Annotated in this window: 25 protein-coding genes; all 25 read right to left on the reverse strand. The window is 27.3% G+C overall.

Annotated elements, in window-relative coordinates; genetic code table 11:
• Positions 1 to 11: 11 nt before the first annotated feature.
• The 25 genes from CLTHE_RS07320 to CLTHE_RS07440 all read right to left on the reverse strand — a co-directional run bounded on the left by CLTHE_RS07320 (position 12) and on the right by CLTHE_RS07440 (position 22224).
• Positions 12 to 1757, reverse strand: coding sequence for a phage tail protein (locus CLTHE_RS07320; protein WP_080022669.1), 1746 nt, complete (start codon positions 1755 to 1757; stop codon positions 12 to 14).
• Positions 1758 to 1831: 74 nt separating this feature from the next.
• Positions 1832 to 2071 carry a hypothetical protein gene (locus tag CLTHE_RS07325; RefSeq protein WP_080022670.1) on the reverse strand — a complete coding sequence of 80 codons (240 nt, stop codon included), beginning with the start codon at positions 2069 to 2071 and terminating at the stop codon, positions 1832 to 1834.
• A gap of 26 nt (positions 2072 to 2097) precedes the next feature.
• Positions 2098 to 2466 carry a hypothetical protein gene (locus CLTHE_RS07330; RefSeq protein ID WP_080022671.1) on the reverse strand — a complete coding sequence of 123 codons (369 nt, stop codon included), beginning with the start codon at positions 2464 to 2466 and terminating at the stop codon, positions 2098 to 2100.
• Between the two features lie 13 nt (positions 2467 to 2479).
• Entirely contained in the window at positions 2480 to 4873 is a 2394-nt protein-coding gene (locus CLTHE_RS07335; protein WP_080022672.1) for a phage head spike fiber domain-containing protein, read from the reverse strand.
• Positions 4873 to 5574: a hypothetical protein gene (locus tag CLTHE_RS07340; RefSeq protein WP_080022673.1), complete on the reverse strand. Its 702-nt coding sequence runs from the start codon at positions 5572 to 5574 to the stop codon at positions 4873 to 4875. Before CLTHE_RS07340 ends, CLTHE_RS07335 begins: the two co-directional genes overlap by 1 nt.
• Complete coding sequence (locus tag CLTHE_RS07345; RefSeq protein WP_080022674.1) at positions 5561 to 9100, reverse strand: phage tail tape measure protein; 3540 nt, start codon at positions 9098 to 9100, stop codon at positions 5561 to 5563. The genes CLTHE_RS07340 and CLTHE_RS07345 overlap by 14 nt, the downstream gene beginning before the upstream one ends.
• Before the next feature lie 218 nt (positions 9101 to 9318).
• Complete coding sequence (locus tag CLTHE_RS07350) at positions 9319 to 9657, reverse strand: hypothetical protein (protein WP_080022675.1); 339 nt, start codon at positions 9655 to 9657, stop codon at positions 9319 to 9321.
• A gap of 17 nt (positions 9658 to 9674) precedes the next feature.
• Positions 9675 to 10289 carry a major tail protein gene (locus tag CLTHE_RS07355; RefSeq protein WP_080022676.1) on the reverse strand — a complete coding sequence of 205 codons (615 nt, stop codon included), beginning with the start codon at positions 10287 to 10289 and terminating at the stop codon, positions 9675 to 9677.
• Between the two features lie 27 nt (positions 10290 to 10316).
• The gene (gene gp17 / locus CLTHE_RS07360; RefSeq protein WP_080022677.1) at positions 10317 to 10667 is read right to left on the reverse strand and encodes a tail completion protein gp17; all 351 of its coding nucleotides are present in this window, start codon (positions 10665 to 10667) and stop codon (positions 10317 to 10319) included.
• A 3-nt stretch (positions 10668 to 10670) separates the two neighbouring features.
• Entirely contained in the window at positions 10671 to 11027 is a 357-nt protein-coding gene (locus tag CLTHE_RS07365) for an HK97-gp10 family putative phage morphogenesis protein (protein WP_080022678.1), read from the reverse strand.
• Between the two features lie 31 nt (positions 11028 to 11058).
• Complete coding sequence (locus CLTHE_RS07370) at positions 11059 to 11361, reverse strand: hypothetical protein (RefSeq protein ID WP_080022679.1); 303 nt, start codon at positions 11359 to 11361, stop codon at positions 11059 to 11061.
• Positions 11362 to 11472: 111 nt separating this feature from the next.
• Entirely contained in the window at positions 11473 to 11847 is a 375-nt protein-coding gene (locus CLTHE_RS07375; protein ID WP_080022680.1) for a phage head closure protein, read from the reverse strand.
• On the reverse strand, positions 11834 to 12115 hold the full coding sequence (locus CLTHE_RS07380; RefSeq protein WP_207748065.1) for a head-tail connector protein: 282 nt from the start codon (positions 12113 to 12115) through the stop codon (positions 11834 to 11836). Before CLTHE_RS07380 ends, CLTHE_RS07375 begins: the two co-directional genes overlap by 14 nt.
• Positions 12115 to 13287 (reverse strand): phage major capsid protein, encoded by a 1173-nt coding sequence (locus tag CLTHE_RS07385; protein WP_341456353.1) that lies wholly within the window; start codon positions 13285 to 13287, stop codon positions 12115 to 12117. The genes CLTHE_RS07380 and CLTHE_RS07385 overlap by 1 nt, the downstream gene beginning before the upstream one ends.
• Positions 13288 to 13305: 18 nt before the next feature.
• Positions 13306 to 13953: an HK97 family phage prohead protease gene (locus CLTHE_RS07390; protein WP_080022682.1), complete on the reverse strand. Its 648-nt coding sequence runs from the start codon at positions 13951 to 13953 to the stop codon at positions 13306 to 13308.
• Positions 13922 to 15097, reverse strand: coding sequence for a phage portal protein (locus tag CLTHE_RS07395; RefSeq protein ID WP_242945625.1), 1176 nt, complete (start codon positions 15095 to 15097; stop codon positions 13922 to 13924). The genes CLTHE_RS07390 and CLTHE_RS07395 overlap by 32 nt, the downstream gene beginning before the upstream one ends.
• Before the next feature lie 15 nt (positions 15098 to 15112).
• The gene (locus CLTHE_RS07400; protein WP_143324039.1) at positions 15113 to 16762 is read right to left on the reverse strand and encodes a terminase large subunit domain-containing protein; all 1650 of its coding nucleotides are present in this window, start codon (positions 16760 to 16762) and stop codon (positions 15113 to 15115) included.
• Positions 16740 to 17234: a P27 family phage terminase small subunit gene (locus CLTHE_RS07405; protein ID WP_242945626.1), complete on the reverse strand. Its 495-nt coding sequence runs from the start codon at positions 17232 to 17234 to the stop codon at positions 16740 to 16742. The genes CLTHE_RS07400 and CLTHE_RS07405 overlap by 23 nt, the downstream gene beginning before the upstream one ends.
• Positions 17235 to 17351: 117 nt before the next feature.
• Positions 17352 to 17660 carry an HNH endonuclease gene (locus CLTHE_RS07410; protein ID WP_080022817.1) on the reverse strand — a complete coding sequence of 103 codons (309 nt, stop codon included), beginning with the start codon at positions 17658 to 17660 and terminating at the stop codon, positions 17352 to 17354.
• A 226-nt stretch (positions 17661 to 17886) separates the two neighbouring features.
• Positions 17887 to 18717 carry a tyrosine-type recombinase/integrase gene (locus tag CLTHE_RS07415; protein ID WP_080022683.1) on the reverse strand — a complete coding sequence of 277 codons (831 nt, stop codon included), beginning with the start codon at positions 18715 to 18717 and terminating at the stop codon, positions 17887 to 17889.
• A gap of 247 nt (positions 18718 to 18964) precedes the next feature.
• The gene (locus tag CLTHE_RS07420) at positions 18965 to 20101 is read right to left on the reverse strand and encodes a helix-turn-helix domain-containing protein (protein ID WP_080022684.1); all 1137 of its coding nucleotides are present in this window, start codon (positions 20099 to 20101) and stop codon (positions 18965 to 18967) included.
• Between the two features lie 39 nt (positions 20102 to 20140).
• Positions 20141 to 20806 carry a hypothetical protein gene (locus CLTHE_RS07425; RefSeq protein ID WP_080022685.1) on the reverse strand — a complete coding sequence of 222 codons (666 nt, stop codon included), beginning with the start codon at positions 20804 to 20806 and terminating at the stop codon, positions 20141 to 20143.
• Between the two features lie 170 nt (positions 20807 to 20976).
• A complete protein-coding gene (locus CLTHE_RS07430) occupies positions 20977 to 21534 on the reverse strand; it encodes a hypothetical protein (protein ID WP_080022686.1) in 558 nt (185 codons plus the stop codon).
• Between the two features lie 9 nt (positions 21535 to 21543).
• A complete protein-coding gene (locus CLTHE_RS07435; RefSeq protein ID WP_080022687.1) occupies positions 21544 to 21876 on the reverse strand; it encodes a hypothetical protein in 333 nt (110 codons plus the stop codon).
• A 132-nt stretch (positions 21877 to 22008) separates the two neighbouring features.
• Positions 22009 to 22224: a hypothetical protein gene (locus tag CLTHE_RS07440; RefSeq protein ID WP_080022688.1), complete on the reverse strand. Its 216-nt coding sequence runs from the start codon at positions 22222 to 22224 to the stop codon at positions 22009 to 22011.
• Positions 22225 to 22235: the final 11 nt, after the last annotated feature.

The following is a 22235-nucleotide window of genomic DNA, read 5'->3' on the forward strand; positions in this document are numbered from 1 at the left end:
ATTCACCTTCTTTATGCTATTAATGTATATATAATATTTAATTTTCCTCTCCAACTAGGGGAGCTTTCTTTGTTTGGATCTCTAACCATAAGTGAAGCTCTAAAGTCTTTATATTCACATTGACTTTTATCCTGTGTAACATCTTCAACCGTAAAGCTATAAACTAAATCAGTAGACCTTTCAGGAATTACATTCCCAGCTTCCCAGCCCCATTCAACTCTTTTCCCTTTCATAAAATCAGGTAAATAAGCTCTAACTGTTGAACCACTAGCAACAAAATTTATAACTCCTCTATAAAAACATGAATGATAAGGATAGCTTGAACCATTTCTATTCCAATTGAAACCATTTGAATCCATGGTACAAGTAGTGCCATCACTAAACCTAAAAACTAATGAATCTTTTCTAATGCTTAAAGGAGTGTTATTACCTATGACAAAATCAAAGCCCTCAATATTTTGCCTAAAAAGCGTACTAAAATCATTGTTAGAAACCTTTTGACTTATGTCTTTTTCTGTTTGCTCTTTATAAGTTTGAAAATCAGAACTAGAAACTTTTTCACTAATACTTTTGGCAGTTTGTTCTCGATAGCTCTGAAATTCACTATTAGAAACTTTTTGAATTAGCTTCCCATTCATCTGTAGAATTTCTAATTTATTATTATTAGTTTCTTCAATAATGCTGTTATTCTCTGAAACTTGACTAGGTGTAGGGCTATTTAAAGCAAATACACTATTCCAAGGCTTTTCTAAATCTAAAGCAATTTTAACTATTCTATGTTTTTCATAATAATTCAAAGGTTCGCAGCTTACATTTACATTTTGAGATAATTTAATTTCATTAAAATTTTTATCTATGTAGCTTAAATCTAAAGCTGTTATAGCTGCTACATCTAAATCTTTATTAATCTCTATTAATTTTTCTTTAGCTTTTCTATCTAAGTTTTCTTGAATAGTTACATCTTTCCACTCAACTACCCTCTCAATTATTCCATATTTTTTTATAAGCTCATTATCTTCTGCTATTGAAGTTATTTTCCCTTCCGAACCAACTGCAATTAATCTAGTGCAAATAGTTTTAAGTGCATTTTCTGAAGAAATATCTCTTAAATTAACACCTATTTCAATTTCATTTTCTTCTGTAACTGGATTATCTTTTAAATAATCTAAATATAACTTCCCGTTTTCTTCTCTTAAATTTAAGAAGCCACCTTGTTTATCTATTAATTTGTCATAGATAGCTCCTAGTGAAGTTTCACGATTAGTCATACAGTAAATAGGTTCTATTAAAGTTATATTACCTGGATAAATTTTTTTATTATCTTCAACTTTTGAATTATGATTATTAAGTATTTTTTCAAGAAATTTTTTAGTATCATAATTAGGCTCTGCATATTTTGGTGCATCAGGTGGTAATTCAGCAGGATGAACCTCCCAAACTCCAACTACAGTATCTAAAAGATAATTTAAATATCCTTCACATACAATTTGATTTATAAACTTACCAGCTGAATCCATAGATTTTTTTATATCTAAAACTCTTCCCTCATAAATTTTAATTTCTGAAAAATCATCATTTATTTTAAAAACTTCAAGCTTATCAATAAATCTATTTAATTTATTAAAATAATTAGAAAAATAAGATATTGAAAATTCTAATAAAACTGCTTTATTTTCTTCAAAAGTTATTACTGGAGCTGTTACATTATCTATTGCAATATCTGAATTTTTTAAACGTATTTCAAATATAAAAATCACTCCTTTTTAAAATTTAAGGCAATAAAAAAAGAACCCTTAAAGTTCTAAAATTATTGCCTATTTTATTATTGTTCTTATTTTGGAGTTACTTGTGTATTTTGTTCTGGTGTAACTGGTTGAGTTACTGATGATGATGTAGGTTCTTTTACTTCAAAATCAATGCCTGTTATTTCTTTAAACTCACTTGGAGTTATTCCATTAGCAGTAGTGTAATTTCCTTCTTCTACTACTGCTTGTCTTAGTTGTGCTTCATCAGTCCAACCGTTATCCCACATCATTTTATAAAATTCGTAACTTGCACTATGTTTTTCCACTTCAAATTCCTTCTTTCTTCTATTTATTATTTATTTTCAAGCTTCATTAATTGAAGTTTGTTATTCATTATTGTTTGCATCATAATTTTAATTTGATTATCTTTTTGTAGACTAATAAGTTTATTTTCCATAACTTGCTTACTTAATACTTTAATTTGATTATCTTTTTGTGTGTTAGCAATTTTAGTAGCTGCTAATTCTTTAACTATATCTGCTGTTGATACAAAATTAACTTTATTTGTTGATGTATCAGGAATATAATTCATTCCTGTTATTTCTTGGAATTCATCTTGTGTAATTTCTCCATTTATACCAGTCATTTGAGCTAAAGTATAAATATCAACTTGCTTTCTTTCAAAAGCTTCTTTCCAAAAATTAAAATTTTTACTGTGCATATTATCACTCCTTTTAACTTAAAAATCTCATGGCATCACCTATTTTCATTAAAGTAAAAATAGTATCTCCATTTTCATTACCTGTAATCCAAAAGTCCTGACCTTTTGGCAGCCAAACCCTCACATCTTGATTACATAAACCACTTCTTCTAAAAACTATATGTGCGAGTGGGTCGCCTGAAGCTACATAGAAATATACTTTCCCACCTGCTGGAATTGCTGAATGGTCTATGTGTGTTATATCTGCAACGTGTTGTCCATCAAGATAATAAGCTTTGTTAGGTTGTAACGTTAATGATGTAGCACCACTTATATACTCCATTTGTACGTTCCTATTTACCCAGTTATAAAGGTCATTTATTGATGAACTGTTACTTGCAATTTGACTTGTTAGCCTATCTATATCTTTTAATGTAGCACCTATATAAGTCCAATCTGTCCAACCTGTACTATTTTTCATTCTCATTACTGGTGTTCTATGACCAACTGTTCCCGATTGGTGAGGATAGTATATTTGTAATATTCTATGTTCTTCAGCTACTCCGCTTTCATATACATTCAGTAATCCAAAACCATAAATTCCATTATCTAAAGTCAAAGGACTATTTTTAGTAAAAGGATTTATGGCTTGAACTTTATAACATCCCATGCTAGTCATACCATTAAAATCATCACCTTGACCAATTGGTCCACATCCAAGAAATTCAGGTCTCCAATCTGACCATTGCCCATTCGAATCTGATGTGTAATTTCTGATCCATTTTCTTGTTTGATAAAATGGATATGTTTGTCTAAATTCTTGTTGTATTCTACCATCATTCCCATAGTTAACAACTTCAAATACTATTGCACTTCCTTTTTCTAAATCTCCTAAAGGAGTATTCTTAAATCCATCTAGCCCTGTGTCCCACAAGAAACTTGAATTAGGTTGAATAAATGAATTACAATTGTGATCTACTGGTGCATTATCTATTGAAGCTTTTTCTAATTTGTTTTTAATATCCGTATTAGATAAACTATAGTCAGTAGCTATTGTTCCTTTTTCTAATTTAAGACCATCTATCGTTAACCATGCAAAAGCAGTACACCTAAACCCGAACCTTACTTCTATATTTTTTATATTTGCTGGTGTAGTAAATGTTTTTACATATTTAAACCAGTTTTCTCCATGACTTGCTAAATCAACATCCATATATAAATTTTCTTGAGTTCCATCATTTTTATTAAAATATAAAAAGCAACTTGAACTTATATCTCCTGCAGCATGTAAGCTCATATAATTAAATGATATTGTATAGGTTGTATTAGGCTGAATTATTTTATCATTCGTCCTAAATAATGATGTATAAGTATCACCAAAACTATCACCTGCGCTTTGAAGACCTATTAATTTTTCATTATAGATGGATGTTTGTCTTTGGAATGTTTTATCAACAATAAGTTGAATATTTGGGGTATTATAAAACATTTGAATCGGATTAGCTAAATCTGTATTATCTAATAAGTTTGTTCCACCGAAATTTTTGATTCTATCCTGTTTATCAAAAGGTGATGGACACCAATCGGTAGCCATAGTTCCTTTTTCAAGCTTGATTTTCGAAACATAAGCTTTATTATTATCGCTTACCCCACTACACTCTATCCTTAAACTTCCTGTACTTAAAGTTGGAGTAAATGTAAATACATATCTTTTCCATTCTGTTGTTAATTTTTTCATTCCCCATGCTGTCATGTTGTCAGCTAATGAAAAATAAATGTTTGCTCCTTCCTTATCAGCTTTTGCATAGCAAGATATAGTATAAGTTCTTCCAACTTCATAATTTACATCTTGGTAAAAATAATTCCAATCGTACCATAAAACTTCAACAGCGCAACCTTGAAATAAATTAGTTCTATCTATTTTTGCATCAACACCATTTTCACCTAAAATCCAGCCATAATCAAAATTTTGTGTACCAGTTAATATGTTAGTTCCACCGATTTGATTAGCCGTAACATTCGTAACTGCTTGATTGACTTTATTAGTTAAATCATTTATCGCTTGACTTGTTCTATTTTCTGAATTTGTAGCAGTTGAATTAGCATTATTTGCAGCATTATTTGCATTATTAGTAGCTTCAGTAGAATTATTTTTCAATGAATTAAACTCATTTTTCATTGAATCAAATTCATTAATTCTATTAGTTTCATTAGATTTTCGTTCGTTTTCATCTTGAACTCTAATTGATTCAGCTTGATTTATTTCATTTTTGAAATTTTGAATATCTGTAGAAGTATCATTAACATGTTTTGTATTTGCTTCAACTTCAGTATTAATAGCTTCAATACCATCTGCTAATGATCCTCTAACCTCTTTACCATATACAGCGTGTCTTATCTTATCTGTATATTGACTTATATCAGCCATTATATTAACTCCTTTCTAAAATTAATATTTATAGTTCCATTACCATTAACCAAAATATTATTTACTCCATTTTTGAGCTTTAATTTTTTTATATTATTAATTCCTGCTTTTAAATTAAAGGTAATTCCATTAATAATTAAATTCATATCTGAACTACATTCTATAGTTGGAGAAACACTAACACCACGATTTACAATCTCTATATTTAATGAATTATTTATAGTATAAGAAGTGTATTCAGTAACATCTAAATTAAAGTTGAATGTGTCCCAAATATCTTCACCATAATTTAATAATCTAAAAGGATAACAATTAAATGTTAATGATAATTTTCCAGTTCTTCGAAGAAGTTCAAGGCTTGAAATATTATTTACTTTTCCAACAAAAAAGCCATCAATACCATCTATAACTATTTCAGAATTTAAAGTATTTAAAAGCCATGTTTGTATATCACTTAATGAATTGAATAAAGCTATATTATCTGTACTTTTGTAAAAAAGAGTTATATCAATATTTCTATTGTTATAAAGTCTTTCTCCAAAATTAATGACCCTATCAAAATTGATAGAGCCATTTACATAAGGAATATTTTCTTCAAAAGTTTTTGGAGTTGGGGCATGAATATAAAATTTTTCTATATATAATCCAAAATCATCAAAGCTGTTTTTATTATTAAAGTGTAATTGTCTATTCCCTACCACCACGCATTCTCCTTTCTAACCTTTGCTTTTTGCCATTTATTTTGTCAGTCATATTAGCTAAGACATGTCCATCTAAATTAACTGAAAGATTTAAATTAATATCATTAGTATTATTAAAATCTTTATTGTTAATTATAGAATCAATAAGCCCTTGAGCTGTTTGTTTAGCAGTTTCTAAAACCATTTGTTCTGACATTTCATGATTATAAATTCTAGTTCCTGAGGGTAAATCATAAAGTTCTTCACCTCTTTCATGAAGGGTAGTAAATCCACCTTTAAAATGTGAATTTCCAGTCCAGTTATGAGGCATTGAATTAGCAGTTTGTGATAATGCATTTCCTAGAACTTCAAAAGATTTTTTAATAGGGTGCCAATTATCCCACCAGTTCGCTAACTTTTGCCATCTTGATAATATATCTCCAGTAGTAGTATCTACATTAGATTTAATTGAACTATTCATATTAGTTATTTTATCAACCGCTTGATTTCGAGTTTCCTCTGCTGCATGTACTGTTTCATCACGTTGCCTTTTAGCATCTGCTATAAGTTTATCAGCTTGATCTGCACTAATAACTTTAGACTCATCCCTCATTCTTATAATTTCAGCTATTCTTTTATCACATTCTTGATTAGCTGCATTAATAGAATCATCTCTTAATTTATTAAGTTGTTTAATCCTATCACTAGCCATTTGTGCTGTTATATTTTTAGAATTATCACTCATTCTTTCTAATATAACTTTAGATTGTACTTCATTTTCTGAAAGAGTTTTAACGGCTTGTTCTTTCATTTTATTTTGTAAATCCTCAATAGTCTTAGCTTCATCATTAGTTATTTGTCTATGCTGGTCCGCTGCTTTTTTAATAATTTCAGTTATTTTACTTTGTATCTCATTTACGTTATCTTTCTTTTTATTCCAAAAATCAGTAGTCTTTTTTAAAATATCTGCTTCTTCTTTACTACTTAAAACATTACTTTTAGCAAAAAAAGCTTTTTGACTATTCAATTCCTCATCTCTTTTTTTATCATTACCAGCTTTTATTTTATCTCCCATCTCTTTATATAATTTTTGCATTTGAGTAGATTGATTTTTAGTTAATGCCACTGATTGATTAAGTGTATCAGTAAAATTTTTAATTGTTTCTTTTCTTTGTTTATCTGTTAATCCTTTTGTTGCATTAACCATTTGAGTATATTTAGATATTATTTCATTTTTATTTTTTTCAGTTAGAACTCCAGTATCACTAACTAACTTTTGAAAATCTACAACCATATTATTACGTTGTTCTTCAGATAAATTACTAGATTTTTTGCTCATATCAGTAAAATTTTTAATAACCTTGTTTTTAGCTTCATTTGTAAATTTATCTGAATTCATTCTTAAATCCATTAATGAATCACTAGCTTTTTTATCTAAACTTAAATAAGCTCCAACAGCATTTTTAGTACTTTCACTTATTTTAATAGTATCTGTTTGAACTTGAGCTGTCATAACTCCATGTGCTGTAGTAATTTGTTGAGATGAATATACAGCTTTATCTGCAAATAAATCTACTGCTGGTGTAGCACTTGAATTTAAATATTCAGCTGTTTTATATCCTGCGTATCCAAGACCTGCAACTGCTGCTACTCCTGCAGTTATAGGCAAAGCTAACCCAGCAACTGTGGCACCAAATCCAGTAACCGCTGCTCCAGCTCCAGCAGTAGTTGCTCCAGCAACTTCAGCAGCTCCACCAACACTAAAAAGTGTTTTTGCAAAATCAGTAGCAGTTTCTGCCGCCTTTAGAGCTTTAAACTTTCCTACCATTTTTACTAGACCACCAACACCATTTGTTGCTACCCCTAGCCCTTTAGTTGCTGCAGTAAGCCCTATAAACCCTAATGCTAAATCTCCAATAAGTTTTAATTGACCTGGTGTTAATTTATTTAAAGCATCTGCAAAATTACTAACAATATCAATTCCTCTAGTAACAATAGGTTCTAATGCTGTTCCTAATTTAATTCCATCATTTTTTAACTTATTTATACTTACTCTAAGCTTATATTCTGATGTATTACTCATTTTTTCAAATGCTTTTTCAGTAGATCCTGATGAATTATTCATTTGCTTTAGAATATCATTAAAATCTTTTCCACCATTGCTAGCTAAAGCAAGAGCACCAGTAACAGACCTAATATTACCAAACATATCGCCTAGTTTCACATTATTTTTCTTAGCATAACCTTGCAAAATGTTTAAAACATCACTAACAGTTTTACCTTTTTTTATTAATCCTTCAAAACCTTCTCCAGTTAATTTTTTTAAGATTTTATCTGATTTACTACCAGTTTTATTTAACTCAGATAACATAGCTTTATAGTTCGTTATAGCTTCACTAGTCTGTATACCTTGTTTAGTCATTAATGCTAATCCAGCACCAACTTGATTTAATTGAACTCCACTTTCTTTTGCAACTGGTATTAAAAGCCCTATGTTTTGTGATAACTGACCAACTGTTGTTTTACCTATATTTTGAGTTGCTATAAGAATATCACTATCTTTTGTTACATCATCGACAGTTTGTCCATATGCATTATAAATAGATGTTAAAACATCAATAGTCTGAGCTGATGTTGCAAAACCCGCAGTCGCTAAGTCAGTAGCCTTTTTAACAAATCCTACTGAATCAGCTGTTTTTTGTCCAGCTGACATTGCATCATATGCATCATTTGCTATATCTTTAGCACTTATACCAGTTTGAGTTGATAAGTTTAAAACTTGCTCTCTTAATTTACTTATCGGTTCTTCTGATTCATCTGCGATTGTACTCATTTTTGATACAGATGTACCAAAGTCCATAGATGCTTTTATAGAAGCAATACCGGCAATCTCTAATGGCACTGCAGCTTTCATCATTGAATTAGCTGCAGAATCAAATTTACTACCTAATTTCTGTATGTCTTCTCCTGTTTTCTTTAACTTTCTTGAAGCTTCAGAGAGTCCCCCTTCACGTTTTAAACTATCATTAAATCTTTTATTTGCAACTACAGTTCTATTTAAATCTGCTTCAGCATTCTTTAAAGTAGTTTGATAACCTTGAATTCTTTTAGCATTATTTTCTATTGATGAATCAACTTTATTATATTGTTCTTTAAGTTCTTTTAATTTTTTCTCAGAATCAGTAACAGCTTGATTATTTTTACCATAGGTTTTTTTAAGTTTTTCTAGATTAGACTCTTCTTTTTGTATGGCTTTATTTAATTTTTCTCTTTCAGATACATTTTTGTTAAGAGTTGTATTTGCTTTTTCTATATTTTCTTTATAAACAGCAATTTTTCTAGATTGTAATTCAATTTGTCTTTGTAAAGCTGCTTGAACTCTTTCTACATTCTGCGTTGTTCTTCCAAATGCTTCAAGACCTGAACTAGCGGCTTTAAATTCTGATTTTGTATTTTTTAATTCTGAATTTACTCCTCTAAGTGTACTAGAATAACCTGAATCATCTAGTACCATCTTAGCCGTTATTCTTTTTTCTAAATCACTCATTTCTTCTCCTTTTTATAAGAAAGGTACTTGTTCTATTGGAATAACTTTTTGAACATATTCACATTCCGTAGAATCATCATTTATTAAAGAATGGAGTTCCTCAAGTAAGTCTACAATTTCTCTAAAAGTAGAATCGAGGAACTCTTGTCTTGTAAAATTTAATTCTTTTTTAGCAATTAAAAAAAGCCTATTAAAGTTAAAAGGCTTTTCATTTAAATCTATTTTTTTTTAATTTCTTTTTCCTCATGTTCTTGTTCTTCATCAATTTTCTTAATTCCTATATACTCATAATAAATTTCTGTCGCTAAAGTAACAACTTCTTGTGTTAATTGCTGTGGCTCTAATTTATCAACCAATTCTTCTATTGTTAAAGGTTCTTTTCTTTCAGATATACAAGAACATTCTAAAACTCTTAAAGAATTATTATATAGTTCTTTTCCATACATGACTCCATTTATAACAAGCCCAAAATTTTCATACTTGGCATCTATATCTAATATAGTTTTATTAGTCATCTTAAAACTTAATATTTCACCTTTTAAGTCTAAAGTTAACATATTTTACACCTTCCTTTTTATTGTGTTACTTTATTATCTGTTTGCTCTTCTAGTTCTTCTGCTAATGTAACTTGGTTAAAGAAATTCTTTAAAAATTCTTGAGTAACATTAGGAGAGTCTGAGCTTACTTTATATTGCCACTTCCCATTTATTAAAGGTCTAAAACTAGCTTGTATTTGTTTAGATTGATAATTTGTCTTTCCTTCTTGATCTTTAATAGTTTCATCTCCTAAACCACAAGTACCAGCATATAAAATGCCATATTGTTTAACCCCTTGTGCTTTATCTGCTTCATATAAAAAAGCTACTGTAGGAGCTATATCATTACCATTTCTTATGAAACCTCCTGTTTTAGCTAATTTATGACCCATTAGATAGCATTCATCTTCATCAGTTAAATCAGTTATATTTATAGTAACAGTAATATCTTCTAATGTTTGTTCAGTTAAAACTTTCCTTCCTTCATGATAATAATCGTCACTATTTTGTTTTGGTTTTATTCCAAGTTGTTTAACTCCCTCTAGGTATCGAGGAGTATCAAAATCTATTTTTTCTAAAGTTTCTGTTTTTAAATGTGCTGCATATAATTTTGATATATTTACTACTGGTAAAATCTTTTGATTTTCTGACATTTTAAAATTCCTTCTTTCTTTATAAAATTAATAAGGTAATGAAATATTAAATCTCATTACCTTATGATATAATCCTGTTTTATTTTCATATAAATCTATTGCTTGATCTCTACAATATCCTGCATTAATCAATACAGATTTAATCTCATTTTCTAATTCTGAATAATTTCCTAAGCTAAAGATATCTACCTGAACTGTATATTTAGTATAATTTTCTTTTCCTTCTGAATATTCAGCTCCAGTTTCACTAATAACCATATATTCTATATAAGGAGCAATAGGATTATTGGCATGTATAAAATGTACTTTTTTATCTCCAGTTAAATTTAATACAGAATCAGTTTTTAATGTATTCAATAAATGCTGTTTTATATTCATTTTTTACCTCATTTTAGTTAAAATAACTTCTGCCATTTCACTCACTGCTTTCTCTGAATTAGAGTCTACACTTCTTTCAAAGTAACCTACATGGGCTTTTTGTTCACTAGTCCCAAACTCTTGAAATACATCATAAAAAGCTTTAGACCTAGCTACCCCTTCCATTGCTAAATCTTTTTCTCTTACTGTAACTTTTATTTCAGATAATTTTTTATTTTTCCCTTTTGGAGTGTCTTTCTCTAAACCATCAGCAATAACTGTAATACCTCTTTTAACAGCTTTTCTTCTATCAGATTGACTGAGAACCATATTTCCTAAAAGTTTTTCAAAGTCTTCGATTCCTTCAAGCTCTATACTCATAAATAATTGCCTCATAAAAAAAAGAGCTTAATTAATAAGCTCTTTTACTTTCTTTATTATTTAAAAATGCTAATATTGTTGCTACTAAAAATAGTATAGTTACAACCATTTCTACACTAAAGTATAGTCCAGTAGAACTATTAGAGATTAGATTGAAAGCAGCTATTAAATTTAAAATAAATGCAATAATTAACATAAACTTTCTATTAATACATCCCCCAATTAGTCCTATAATACTAGAAAGCACCGCTACTACTCCGCATAAAATTTCTTGAGTTCCAAAAATATCAGTTACTTTTGAATTCAAACCTAATATAAATAAAACTGTTCCCATAAGTATTCCTATAATACCTCCAATTAACCCTAGTATAAAAATTGATTTTTCAATTTATATTTCCCCCTATATTTAATATAATTAAATATTAACATAAAAAAGAAATATTTTCTAATTTATTAATTTTGCTGTTATATCATATTCAGAATGCAAATCTTTATAATCATCTAAGTCAATTATATTCCATTCTCTTCCTTGATAAAAAAGTTTTAGTTTTTTAGTCATTCCCGGTTTATCTATTTCAACTATTTTATTACAATATCTAGTTGTAAATGAAATAATCTCTTCAGTATTATCTGCATTAGAATTTATAAATTCTTTTCCTATACTATTTTTCTTAAAGCACCAACAAGTTAAATACTTATCCCATTTTTCTATTGTAAACCCCTCATTATCTTGAGAACTATCATTTAAAATTAAAATATCTACTTTCAAATTATAAGTTTTTCTTAAATTGTTAGTTAATTGTTTTTCATTTAATATCATAATTAACCTCTGTTACTAAGTTTTTTATCTGCAAAGCGATCAATTCTCTGTTAAAATTAATTTCAAATAATTCTCTAGCGTTATTATAGTCGTATCTACAACATTCTAAAAGAATACTTTTGTTAAAAGGCATAGTATAATCAATACTACGCCCTGCTATATAATTTAAATATTCTTTACTTGAATTTATAATGTGATTCAATAATTCGTCTTGATCTTCCCAAGTTATATTTAATTTAAGTTTTAAATCTTCTAAAATATTATTCATTATTGTTTGTTAGATGTTTTTTTACTAGAAGGTCCGTTTGAATTTAAACTTGAAATATCAAAGACTATAAATGAATCTGCATCTTGTGGTCTACCATTAGCATATTGTTTTACTAAATATGTTCTTTCATCTTCTAAGAATTTATATTCATCAGATGCTGTTATTTCTGAGTTTGAGCCAACTCCCATAAAATAATCTTTAGCTACTCCAGCTATCATTTTCCCTTGTGGAACTGCTACTGATTGAACTATATCTCCTGGTATTGGTAAAACTCCATATACATAAGTACCATTTTGAGTTAAGAAAGTAGTAGCCCCAAATATTTTTTGCCAGTAGTCTAAAGGATTAACAATCAGTAAAACATTTGGAACTGCTCTTGTCCCATTTTTAGTAAGTGGAGCCATTACATTAGTTCCTAAAGTATTAGGTTCTAAATCTGTTAATGTAACTGGTGCTTTATCAGGATATACTCCTTGAACTACAGCTCCATTTAAGTCTTTCATCATACCTATTGGTTGGTCTGCTCCAGTACCAGCAACGATACCTAACTCTAAAGCCATTGACAATGATTCACTTAAAACAGTTCTTACATATTTATCTAACCATTGTGCCCCTAAATCTAACATACCTTTCGAAACTGGCATAAAAGCTGATAGTTTATATAGTTTAGTTTCAACTTTTCCAAATGCTCCTTCAAGTTCTTTTTTTACTGGATCAGTTAATTTACCCCACCAAGCTGCTGCAACTGAACTTTTTCTTACTATCCATTCTGTAACAGCAGTAGTATTTTGAAATGTTATTTTGCTTAAAAGTGGATGATTCTGAACTAAATCCTCAAACACTCTATCAAAAATAGTATTTGGCATAGTTACATCTAAATCAGTAAATCCTCTTTTTTCTATTACTTTTGAATAATAATTTCTTTCCTCTGTAGTTAATACATTTAAACCTCTTTTATTTAATATTTCTCTATCATTTATTTCTTTATTAATTAATGATCTAGCTTCTGATTTAGCTTCAGCTAATATATTTGCTTCTATTGCTTCAGCCATTCTCACCATTGCTTCCGATACTTTTGTTTCATCATTTTCTTTTAATGCTGTAGCTAATTGATTTCTTAATTCATCATTTTGTATTTTTGTATTATCTAAATTTTTAATTGTCATTTCTATACCTTCCTTCTTTTTTTATTAATTAAAAGCATTAAAAAAAGCTGAAATAAATTCAGCATTTCTTTTAAAAATTTCTTCTTCTTTATTTTCAGGTTCATTTTTATTTTCATCTTGTTTTCTAGCTTCAATTTCTTTATTTCTCATTTCTTTAATTGATTCGATTTGTGTTTTACTTCTTGCTGCGGCTATTGTTGTATCTGAGTATGCTGGAATTGGAGTAGCTGTAATTTCTAATAATTCTACTTCTGTTATATTTCTATAGAAATTATAATCATCATCCCAATTACATTCTTGATTAACTATGTTAAATCCAAAACTACACCCTTTAATAAGTCCTAATCTTACATTTTCTAAAAGGTCGTTTCCATCAACAGTATTTGGAACTTCTAAAGCAAATGCTAATCCAGTGTCATCTTGAGATAATGTTAAATTAGAATTTGTTCTTCCTACAACTTTATTCCAATCGTGATTAATAAGCATAAATTTATCATTTCCATCTGCTAAAGTTTTTGTGAAAGCTCCTGGTGAAATTTTTTCAAAAAATATATCTCCCCATCTATCATAAAGTTGAGTATAGTTTTCTCCAAAAACTGCTGCATAACCTGAAATAGTTCTATTTTCAATATCTGAATTTCTAATTTGTAGAGCCATTGTTCTCTGTTCCATCTATCTCTCCTCCTCCCATATCAACTATTGATTGATAATTTTTAGTAACATAATGTTTATTAGCCCACTCCTCATTTATAGGTTCTCTACCTAAAAGCTCTAAGTTATCATTTATTGTATTTACACCAGCTCTAAATAATACATCAGCTGCATTTGATAGAGTAGTTATATTAACATTAGCTATTTTACTAGTATCAATTTTTAAAAATGTACCTGCTAAAACATTATTTTTCTTATAATATTTTCTATTGATTTCATTTTTAATTATTTTAGCTATAGGATTTACTGTAAACATTAAAAAGTTATTTGTTTGATGTTCTGCATCAACAATATCTCCTTTAAAAACTCCTTTTGGAACATGTATTGCTATTGAAGCAAACTCAAAAATATCATCTATTATAGCTTTAATATCTCTAGATGTACTGCTTTGTTTTACTCCTGTTAACTTGCTTAAAGGTTCATATTTATATCCATTTTGTAGAGGTAAAACCGCATTATTAGAATTAAAAAACGTCTTAAAATCATTATTCATTAATTTATCAAATGCTTCTCTAATTGGTCCATTTAGTGGAACTGTACCATTTACATGAAGTATCCCCTTTTCTGCATTTAACCTAGAATATGCATCCATAGCAACGCCTAAAACATTACTATAGTCTTTATATAAACTATCTAATAAAGCTTTAATATTTCCATTATTCAACTTAAAATAAAAAACATCACTTTCTTGAAATGTATCTGTCAATGGATAACCTCTAACAACTACATTTGTATAAGTATCAGGATAAAAAACTTTTTCATTATGAGTAAAATAGTCTGCTACATAAAATCCTCCTTGCAGTTGAACTATTAAACATTCATTTGTATAAATTAAATTGGTTATAGCTTGACTCCAAAATTCACTTGCATTTTGATTAACATTAGGTTCTATATTAAAAGCATAATAACTATTTTCTTTTACTTTTTCTCCTGATCTATACGTATCAAATTCGCTCATGCATAAAGCATTTGTTATTAAAGAAATACAAGTTTGAATAGCAAACTCTTTATACAAAATACTTGCTTCAATTACTGGATTAGAAGTTGTACTAAAACCATCCATTTCTTTAAAAAATATATTTTGAAAAAAATTTCTAAGTCCCAAGTAATCACCCCCTTTCTAATAAGTTACACATCCAATATTATTTACTATTTCTGCTGCCTCATAATATAATTGTGGAATTTTTTCATCCTCTGTAAGAGCATGTAAAAAAGCAAAAAAGCCATCTGTTTTTCTCAACATAGGCTCTATCTTTTTATAACTTTTATTTTCTTTTTTATCTATATCCACATAAACATTATTTGTATACCAACGCATCATCATATCATCACCATAAATAATATTATGCTTTGCAAAAAGTTGTTCTATTAAAGGAGCTAACTTATTATGGGTAGCATAACCATTCCCTACATCTTCTAAAGGCAATCCAGCTTCATTAAATGCACTTTTTAATAAGGATTTTCTATATCTATCAGCTTTTATATTTAAAATATTATATGTACCCGATTTTTCTATAAACCAATCAACTATATATTTAGGTTCAATAGTCTCATCATTTATAATAGTACATAAACCTTTACTCTCAGCTAATTCGATATCAAATTTAAATTTTCTTCCCGGCATATTTAACGCCTTTCTACAAATAAAGCTATGATGTATCCAAATTCTTTTTTCGCCATACTTAAATAAAAGACCTACCCCTACAAAATCTTTTACACTTGCATAGTCAACTCCACCAATACAAGGAAATCCAACTAATTCAGGAATCTCTTGATTAGTAGCTTTTATTTCTTCCCAAGGTGCTACAGCTGTATAAGCTGCTTGTGCTGGTCTATTCATTCTTTTTGTCATAAATGTAATAGCAGTTTGGGGTTCTCTTTCCATTGAGTCATATTCTTCTTCCATTTCAAGCCTTAAATTTTTAAAATATTTAAGACTTGGATTAGCTTTATGCCAGTTCTTTTTATCGTGGACTTCTTCATCTGAATCTAAAGAGCATAAAAAAGGGTACATTCTACTTTTAGTATTCTCACCTTTTAATATTCCATCTGCTATTTCTAAATAATCATCAAGAACTCCACCTCTAACTTTTCCATTAGTAGTTATCATAAAAGTTCTTGAATGTTTTTTCTTTCCCAAAGCTGTTTTAAAAACATTTATATTTTCATAGTTTTCATACTCATGCATTTCATCAAAAATTATACATGCAGGTCTTAAACCATCTTTAGTTTTTGCATTAGAAGTCCTATATCTTATATAACTTCTAGTTTTTTTATAGACTATTTGCTCTTTAGTATAATAAAAAGCTTTTTTTAATTTTTTATCATCATCTATAGCCTCATAGACATCTTCAAAAGAAGTTTTTGCTTGATCCTCACAATTTGCAACAATGTCTACATTGTACTTTTGTATTCCATGAAAGTGAGTTGTTAAATACCATGCTAATCCTGATATAAATCCATTCTTTCCATTTCCTCTTCCCATCATTATTAAGAAAGATGTAAATACTAATGTATCATCATCATAATAACAATGAACTAAAGCAATTATATATTTTTCCCAATCTAATAATTTGAATTTAAAGTATTGCTCTATTTTAGTTATAGCTAACTCTATTTTTTCATGATCAATTATTATATTTGATTGTGATAATTTTCTTTCTACTAGCTCAAATGATTTTTTTACATTTTCACAAGCTAATATTTTTCCTTTTCTAACGCCCTCAATGTATTCATCAATATATTTATTAAATTTCAATGTCTTCATCATTATCCTTTAGAATAATTGGTTTTAAATTTAATTCATTTAGTATTTTTAACATTTGAGCATTTGTTTTTAAAAGTTCGGATATACTTTCATTTTTCTTATATCCACTTTGAACTTTTCCATTAGACCAAGGAACTGAAACACCACGTTTTTCTATATCTGCTATTAACTTATTTTTTATTTTCCATAAACTCATATAATCATTGAGCAAATCTTTATAATGGAGTTCAATAGAATTATTTTCTTTAAGTTCTTCAAGCTGATTTAAAAGTGAATCCTTAATCAAAATATAGTTTTTTTCTTCTATTTTCTTTTTAGTCCACTTACCTCTATTAGCCCATCCTTTTACAGTTGCCAAAGTTACTTTATGTTTCTCAGCAATCTCTTTATATTTCATACCTTTAACGTAATCTGTAAAAGCTAAATCTCTTTTTTCCATTCCCAACACACCTCCTTTTCTAAATATTTTTTTCATAGCCACCCCCCACTCATGTGAAAAAATCAATTTTTTTGTTTTGTCGGTACGAACCCGTCGACCGACAGGCTTTAGAATTTTCACCAAAAAATTTTTAGGGGGGGCTTCCTTTTCCCCTTACCATCTTTCTTCTATCTGTATTTTTTTATGATTAATACAATTAAATCCCTTATCATGTACTTTATTGTGGCATGTATTACATAAGCTTATAAGATTGTCATTATCAAATGCTAATAAAGGATTATATTTTAGTTCTTTTATATGATGTACACATTGAGCTTTACTATATAAACCTTTAGCTTTACAATGTTGACATTCATAATTATCTCTTTCTAATATTTCCTTACGCTTCATTTTCCATTTGTAAGTTTTATAAAATTTATTTATTTCAGGATCTCTTTTATATTTATCAAATTTAGATTTCATAATCATTTTATATAAAATATCACTCCTTTATTTTTTATAAAACAAAAGAACCTAGCTTATTAATAAGCTAAGTTCTTTTGCTAAATAAATAAATCTTTTAAAATTATAAGGTTGACTTTACAATGTAATCCATGCTGTGTATGTCGGAATATCTTACACTACATATTATAATACGTCTTTTAAGTAAAAACTTGCATTTGTTTGCAAAAGTTTGCACGATTTCAAGTTATATAAAATTTTCATCTAATACATTTATTAATTCATTTCTATTACGCTTAGTATATATAACTGTTGTTTTTATATCTTCATGACCTAAATAGGTTGCAATAACATCAAGACTTATTCCTTTGTCTGCAAGTCTTTTACCGAATAAATGTCTAAGTGCATGTGGATGTGCTTTATCTTTTCTTATTCTTGCTTTCTTTGCATACTTGAGAAGTATTTTATTTATACTTTGCCTTTTAAGTGCTCCTTTTCTTCCAGTAAATAATTTATTCCTGCTACTTTTAATTCTATAATTTTCTATATAATCTTTAAGTATTTCTTTTAATCTATATGATAAAAACACTTCTCTATATTTCCCCTTTTTACCTTTAACTAATATAACATCATCTTTAATAATATCAGTTGTTAGGCTTAAAGCTTCACTTACCCTTAATCCCGTATTTGCTAATAGTATTATTATTGCTCTATCCCTTTTATCTGTTACAACATCTAGCATTCTTCTATAATCTGATTCGCTAATAACATTTGATATATATAATTTTTTCTGTTGTTTCAAATATTTCATTGAATAATCTATATTTATAAATCTTAAAAATTTATTTATTACTGTTATTTTAAGGTTAATAGTTGAAGGTTTATAATTTTTATTTTCTAAGCTGCTTATATAAGATTTAAAATTCTTTTTTATATTTTTAGGATCTTCTAAATCTTCTCCAATATTATATAAATAATTAATAAAATCCTTTATTATACTTTCGTACTTTTGTACTGTCTTTATATCTAAATCGTTCTCTATTTCACTTTCAATAAATTTCCCTAATTTATCATTCATGTTTAAACCTCCTTATTGATAAAATATCATTTTAGGCTACACTACTATAGTATTTTGTAACTCTTTAAATTTATTATAAAACTATACTATTTCTTTTAATTTCATCTTTTTGCATCTATTTTCTTTATAATATATTTTTTCTCAATTAGGAATGTAATTTTTCAATTTCCAGTACTTAATTTCCAGTAAAAAATAATAAAAAAAATAGAGCCTTTATTTCTAAAAGCTCTATCTCTCAATTAATTTTCTATACTGACTTTTTATATAACTTTATAACATTTTCGAATGTGTCATCAAAAAAATCATCTTTCAAATTACAAAATTCTATTATTTGCTCTTTTTCTAAATCTATCTCCATCAATAAAGTTTTTTTGGTTATTATATTGTTATCTATTAATAAAGATATTACATCATTTAATAATCTAGGTTCTTCTGGAATAATTCTATCATCTAATGGCTCTTTCTTTCTCCATCTATTATAGCTTAATCTTTTTTGAAAATATGTATATCTATCTTCGGATATTAAATTAAAATCCTTACATTTTCTAATAATAGCTTGCATAGATATTTTCCACTTTTCTTTTAATATTATAAATGTTTCAAAATTTAATGGTTGGTCTTGAATTTCATTGATAAAAATATCACTTGGATATATGAATTCCGATGCAAAAAAGTCTGCATCTAATTCAATGCTTTTCTCATAGCATTCATCATCTTCTATTGTATTGTGTAATATTAAATGCCCTAATTCGTGAGCTAAATCAAACCTAGTCCTAACGGCTGATTCTTTATTAGAGCTAACAAATATAATATTTCTTCCATTTACTTTTTTTGAAAATCCATCAGTCTTTTCTTGATCAATTAATTGTTTATTAATTATAAATCCATTTTTTTGAAGAATATACATTAAGTTATCTATAGGTTCCATTCCAAGTCCCCAATACTCCCTAAGCTTTTTGCTTACTTCTATTATTCTTTCTCTATTATAATTATATATTTCATCTCCTAATATTTCTGAAAAATCTGGTAAATTTAATGCAGGAAAATCTATATATTTTTCAAAATATTCTAAAATCTCTTCTTCCATTATTCTAATTTTTTCCCTAAAAGCTGCCTTAGTTTTTGAAGGGATGCTTTTTGTTCTAAAAAATATTACTCCTTTATCATCTACTTTACATTTTTCTTTACTAAAAAAGCTCAAAGGAAAGCCTAATACATTTGATAAATTTGAAATAACATTAATACTTAAATTCATCTTATTAGATTCATAATTAGAAATAGCCTGTCTAGTTACTTGTAATTTTTCTGCTAATTGAGATTGTGATAGTCCTCTATAAACTCTAGCTTGTTTTATACGTTCTCCATTAATATTATTATTAAACATAAATTCCTCCTAATCAGATAATCACAACTCTTCCTAAACTTATTTTATCCTAAGTAATTTCTTTAAAGATTTACCTTTTATATTATCTTCTGAAACTATCTCTGGCTCTTTAGAAGTTATTTTTTCTTCTGAGTTGATTATATTTTTATTAACACTTATTTCTAGTAAAATTTCTTTAGTATTTTCATTTAAGAAAATAAATTTAACAAACTCCAAAATACCTGCATTTGATATATGATATACTATTACTCCATAATAATTATATACAAAATTATTACTCTCCTCGTCAAATATAGTATCAATGCTTATTTGTGGATTTAATTTTCTATTTAACTTGCTATATTTTTTAATATAATCAGAATTATTTTTTAAAATATCCTTTGAATCTTTCAAAGATTTTATAGTAAACATTATATCTTTTAAATATATAACCGGAATACCTTGACTTAAAAATACATCCACTTTAACTCCGATTTTATTAAATTCTTTACTATTACAAATCATATCTCCAATTTTTTTAGCACGATCCATTCCTTTAGATGATTTATAACTATCTATTGGCTTTTTATTCTTTTTTCTATCTGACTCAAATTCTTTATTTCCTTCTTTCAAGCATCTTACTATTTCATATTGAAATTTTTCATCACTTACTTCTTTAATTAAATTATTACGAATTTTTTCTAAATTTTCCTTATTATCTATCATATATTTCTCCTATACACTTTTTGTATATAATTATATGATTTTATATCATTTTTGTCAACTAAACTATAAATATAGTATATTTTTAGCTTAATTTAATATTGTAATATTATTCTCTAATTTTTATTTGTTATACACACTTATTAAATACTTTCCTTACCTTATATAAAATATTAAATATTTTTTATAATTTCAATTTCATTAATCGTATTTTTATACATAAAAGTTAATTGCCAAGACTTAACTTCTTTTAATATAGTTTTAATCTTTCTACTTATAGTAGATTCAGACATATGTGTTTCTATTGCTATAGCTCTATTTGATTTACCATATTTATATTTAAGTTCTATAAGATTAATGTAATCTAATTTTAGAGAATATAAATTTCTTCTTATTTTAAAAGAATCTTCTTCTATTGAGTTTATTATATCTCTAATTCTTTCTATCTCTTTATTCTTTTCTATTTTTTTATTTTCTAATCTAAGGATTAACTTCATTAACTCTTTTTCTGCATTAGATTCTCCACTATTACTACTCTGAACCCTTTCACTAAAGGAACTAGATCCATAAGTTACTGGAATATTAAAATCACACTCTTTAATTCTTTTTTCTATGTTATTTATATCTCTGCTTAATCTTTCTATTTCTTTTTCATATGAACTTATTATTCTATCTTTCTTATAAAAGTTTTCTAACTTTTTTTCTAACTTCTCAACTTCATATTTTTTCATTTATTTCACCTACTTCATTAAAAGTTTTATTTTACTATCATCTATATACCCTTCTTTTTTATATTTTCTTAAAACTCTTAACATAGTTGAGTTTGCTAATTTCAAAGTATTACTTAATTGATTCATAGAAGCAGCTTTATTAAACTGTTTTATAACATAATTTCTAATTTCTTCTTCATTCCAATCTACTCTATAATTATCAGTTAATCCTAGTGAAACTCTAATACTATAAATATTCGTTTCACTTGTATTAAACTCTTTAGCAATTTCCTTATCAGTTTTATTCTTATAATACATTTTTGATAATTTATAATATTCTTCTTCTGTCCACTTTTTTCTCATTTTCTAACTCCACTTTGTTTTTTTCTTTATAGTCTCAAAATTTTCTGATTGATGGTATTGAGCTTGTTTTTCAATATATTTTTACTTAAAATATCATTCAATGTTACTATATCCATAATTTTCAATTCTCCTTTACTTAATATTTGCTACCTTATTTAAATCAACACTTGTCTTGCACGAAACTTGTCTAGTTAATCCATATTTATTTAGAAATATCTGATCTGTATATGCTGCAAAACTTAAAATATTATTATTAAGTGTAATTTCTATATTATTCTCTTTTGCTTGTTGTATTAGCTCATTAATTTTCTTTTTATAATAAATTGGATCATCTTTTCTTAAATTCATTTTTTATATCC

Source organism: Clostridium thermobutyricum DSM 4928, from assembly GCF_002050515.1.
GTDB classification, from domain to species: domain Bacteria; phylum Bacillota; class Clostridia; order Clostridiales; family Clostridiaceae; genus Clostridium; species Clostridium thermobutyricum.

Excerpts from the sequence above, each read along its gene's own strand:
- CLTHE_RS07400 (WP_143324039.1), bottom strand. The coding sequence starts at position 16,762 with ATGATGAAGACATTGAAATTTAATAAATATATTGATGAATACATTGAG.
- CLTHE_RS07410 (WP_080022817.1), bottom strand. The coding sequence starts at position 17,660 with ATGAAATCTAAATTTGATAAATATAAAAGAGATCCTGAAATAAATAAA.
- CLTHE_RS07370 (WP_080022679.1), bottom strand. The coding sequence starts at position 11,361 with ATGGGAACAGTTTTATTTATATTAGGTTTGAATTCAAAAGTAACTGAT.
- CLTHE_RS07375 (WP_080022680.1), bottom strand. The coding sequence starts at position 11,847 with ATGATATTAAATGAAAAACAATTAACTAACAATTTAAGAAAAACTTAT.
- CLTHE_RS07355 (WP_080022676.1), bottom strand. The coding sequence starts at position 10,289 with ATGTCAGAAAATCAAAAGATTTTACCAGTAGTAAATATATCAAAATTA.
- CLTHE_RS07425 (WP_080022685.1), bottom strand. The coding sequence starts at position 20,806 with ATGATAGATAATAAGGAAAATTTAGAAAAAATTCGTAATAATTTAATT.
- CLTHE_RS07440 (WP_080022688.1), bottom strand. The coding sequence starts at position 22,224 with ATGAATTTAAGAAAAGATGATCCAATTTATTATAAAAAGAAAATTAAT.
- gp17 (WP_080022677.1), bottom strand. The coding sequence starts at position 10,667 with ATGAATATAAAACAGCATTTATTGAATACATTAAAAACTGATTCTGTA.
- CLTHE_RS07330 (WP_080022671.1), bottom strand. The coding sequence starts at position 2,466 with ATGCACAGTAAAAATTTTAATTTTTGGAAAGAAGCTTTTGAAAGAAAG.
- CLTHE_RS07380 (WP_207748065.1), bottom strand. The coding sequence starts at position 12,115 with ATGAATAATATTTTAGAAGATTTAAAACTTAAATTAAATATAACTTGG.
- CLTHE_RS07345 (WP_080022674.1), bottom strand. The coding sequence starts at position 9,100 with ATGAGTGATTTAGAAAAAAGAATAACGGCTAAGATGGTACTAGATGAT.
- CLTHE_RS07335 (WP_080022672.1), bottom strand. The coding sequence starts at position 4,873 with ATGGCTGATATAAGTCAATATACAGATAAGATAAGACACGCTGTATAT.
- CLTHE_RS07350 (WP_080022675.1), bottom strand. The coding sequence starts at position 9,657 with ATGTTAACTTTAGACTTAAAAGGTGAAATATTAAGTTTTAAGATGACT.
- CLTHE_RS07405 (WP_242945626.1), bottom strand. The coding sequence starts at position 17,234 with ATGAAAAAAATATTTAGAAAAGGAGGTGTGTTGGGAATGGAAAAAAGA.
- CLTHE_RS07435 (WP_080022687.1), bottom strand. The coding sequence starts at position 21,876 with ATGAGAAAAAAGTGGACAGAAGAAGAATATTATAAATTATCAAAAATG.
- CLTHE_RS07420 (WP_080022684.1), bottom strand. The coding sequence starts at position 20,101 with ATGTTTAATAATAATATTAATGGAGAACGTATAAAACAAGCTAGAGTT.
- CLTHE_RS07390 (WP_080022682.1), bottom strand. The coding sequence starts at position 13,953 with ATGGAACAGAGAACAATGGCTCTACAAATTAGAAATTCAGATATTGAA.
- CLTHE_RS07365 (WP_080022678.1), bottom strand. The coding sequence starts at position 11,027 with ATGAGTATAGAGCTTGAAGGAATCGAAGACTTTGAAAAACTTTTAGGA.
- CLTHE_RS07415 (WP_080022683.1), bottom strand. The coding sequence starts at position 18,717 with ATGAATGATAAATTAGGGAAATTTATTGAAAGTGAAATAGAGAACGAT.
- CLTHE_RS07430 (WP_080022686.1), bottom strand. The coding sequence starts at position 21,534 with ATGAAAAAATATGAAGTTGAGAAGTTAGAAAAAAAGTTAGAAAACTTT.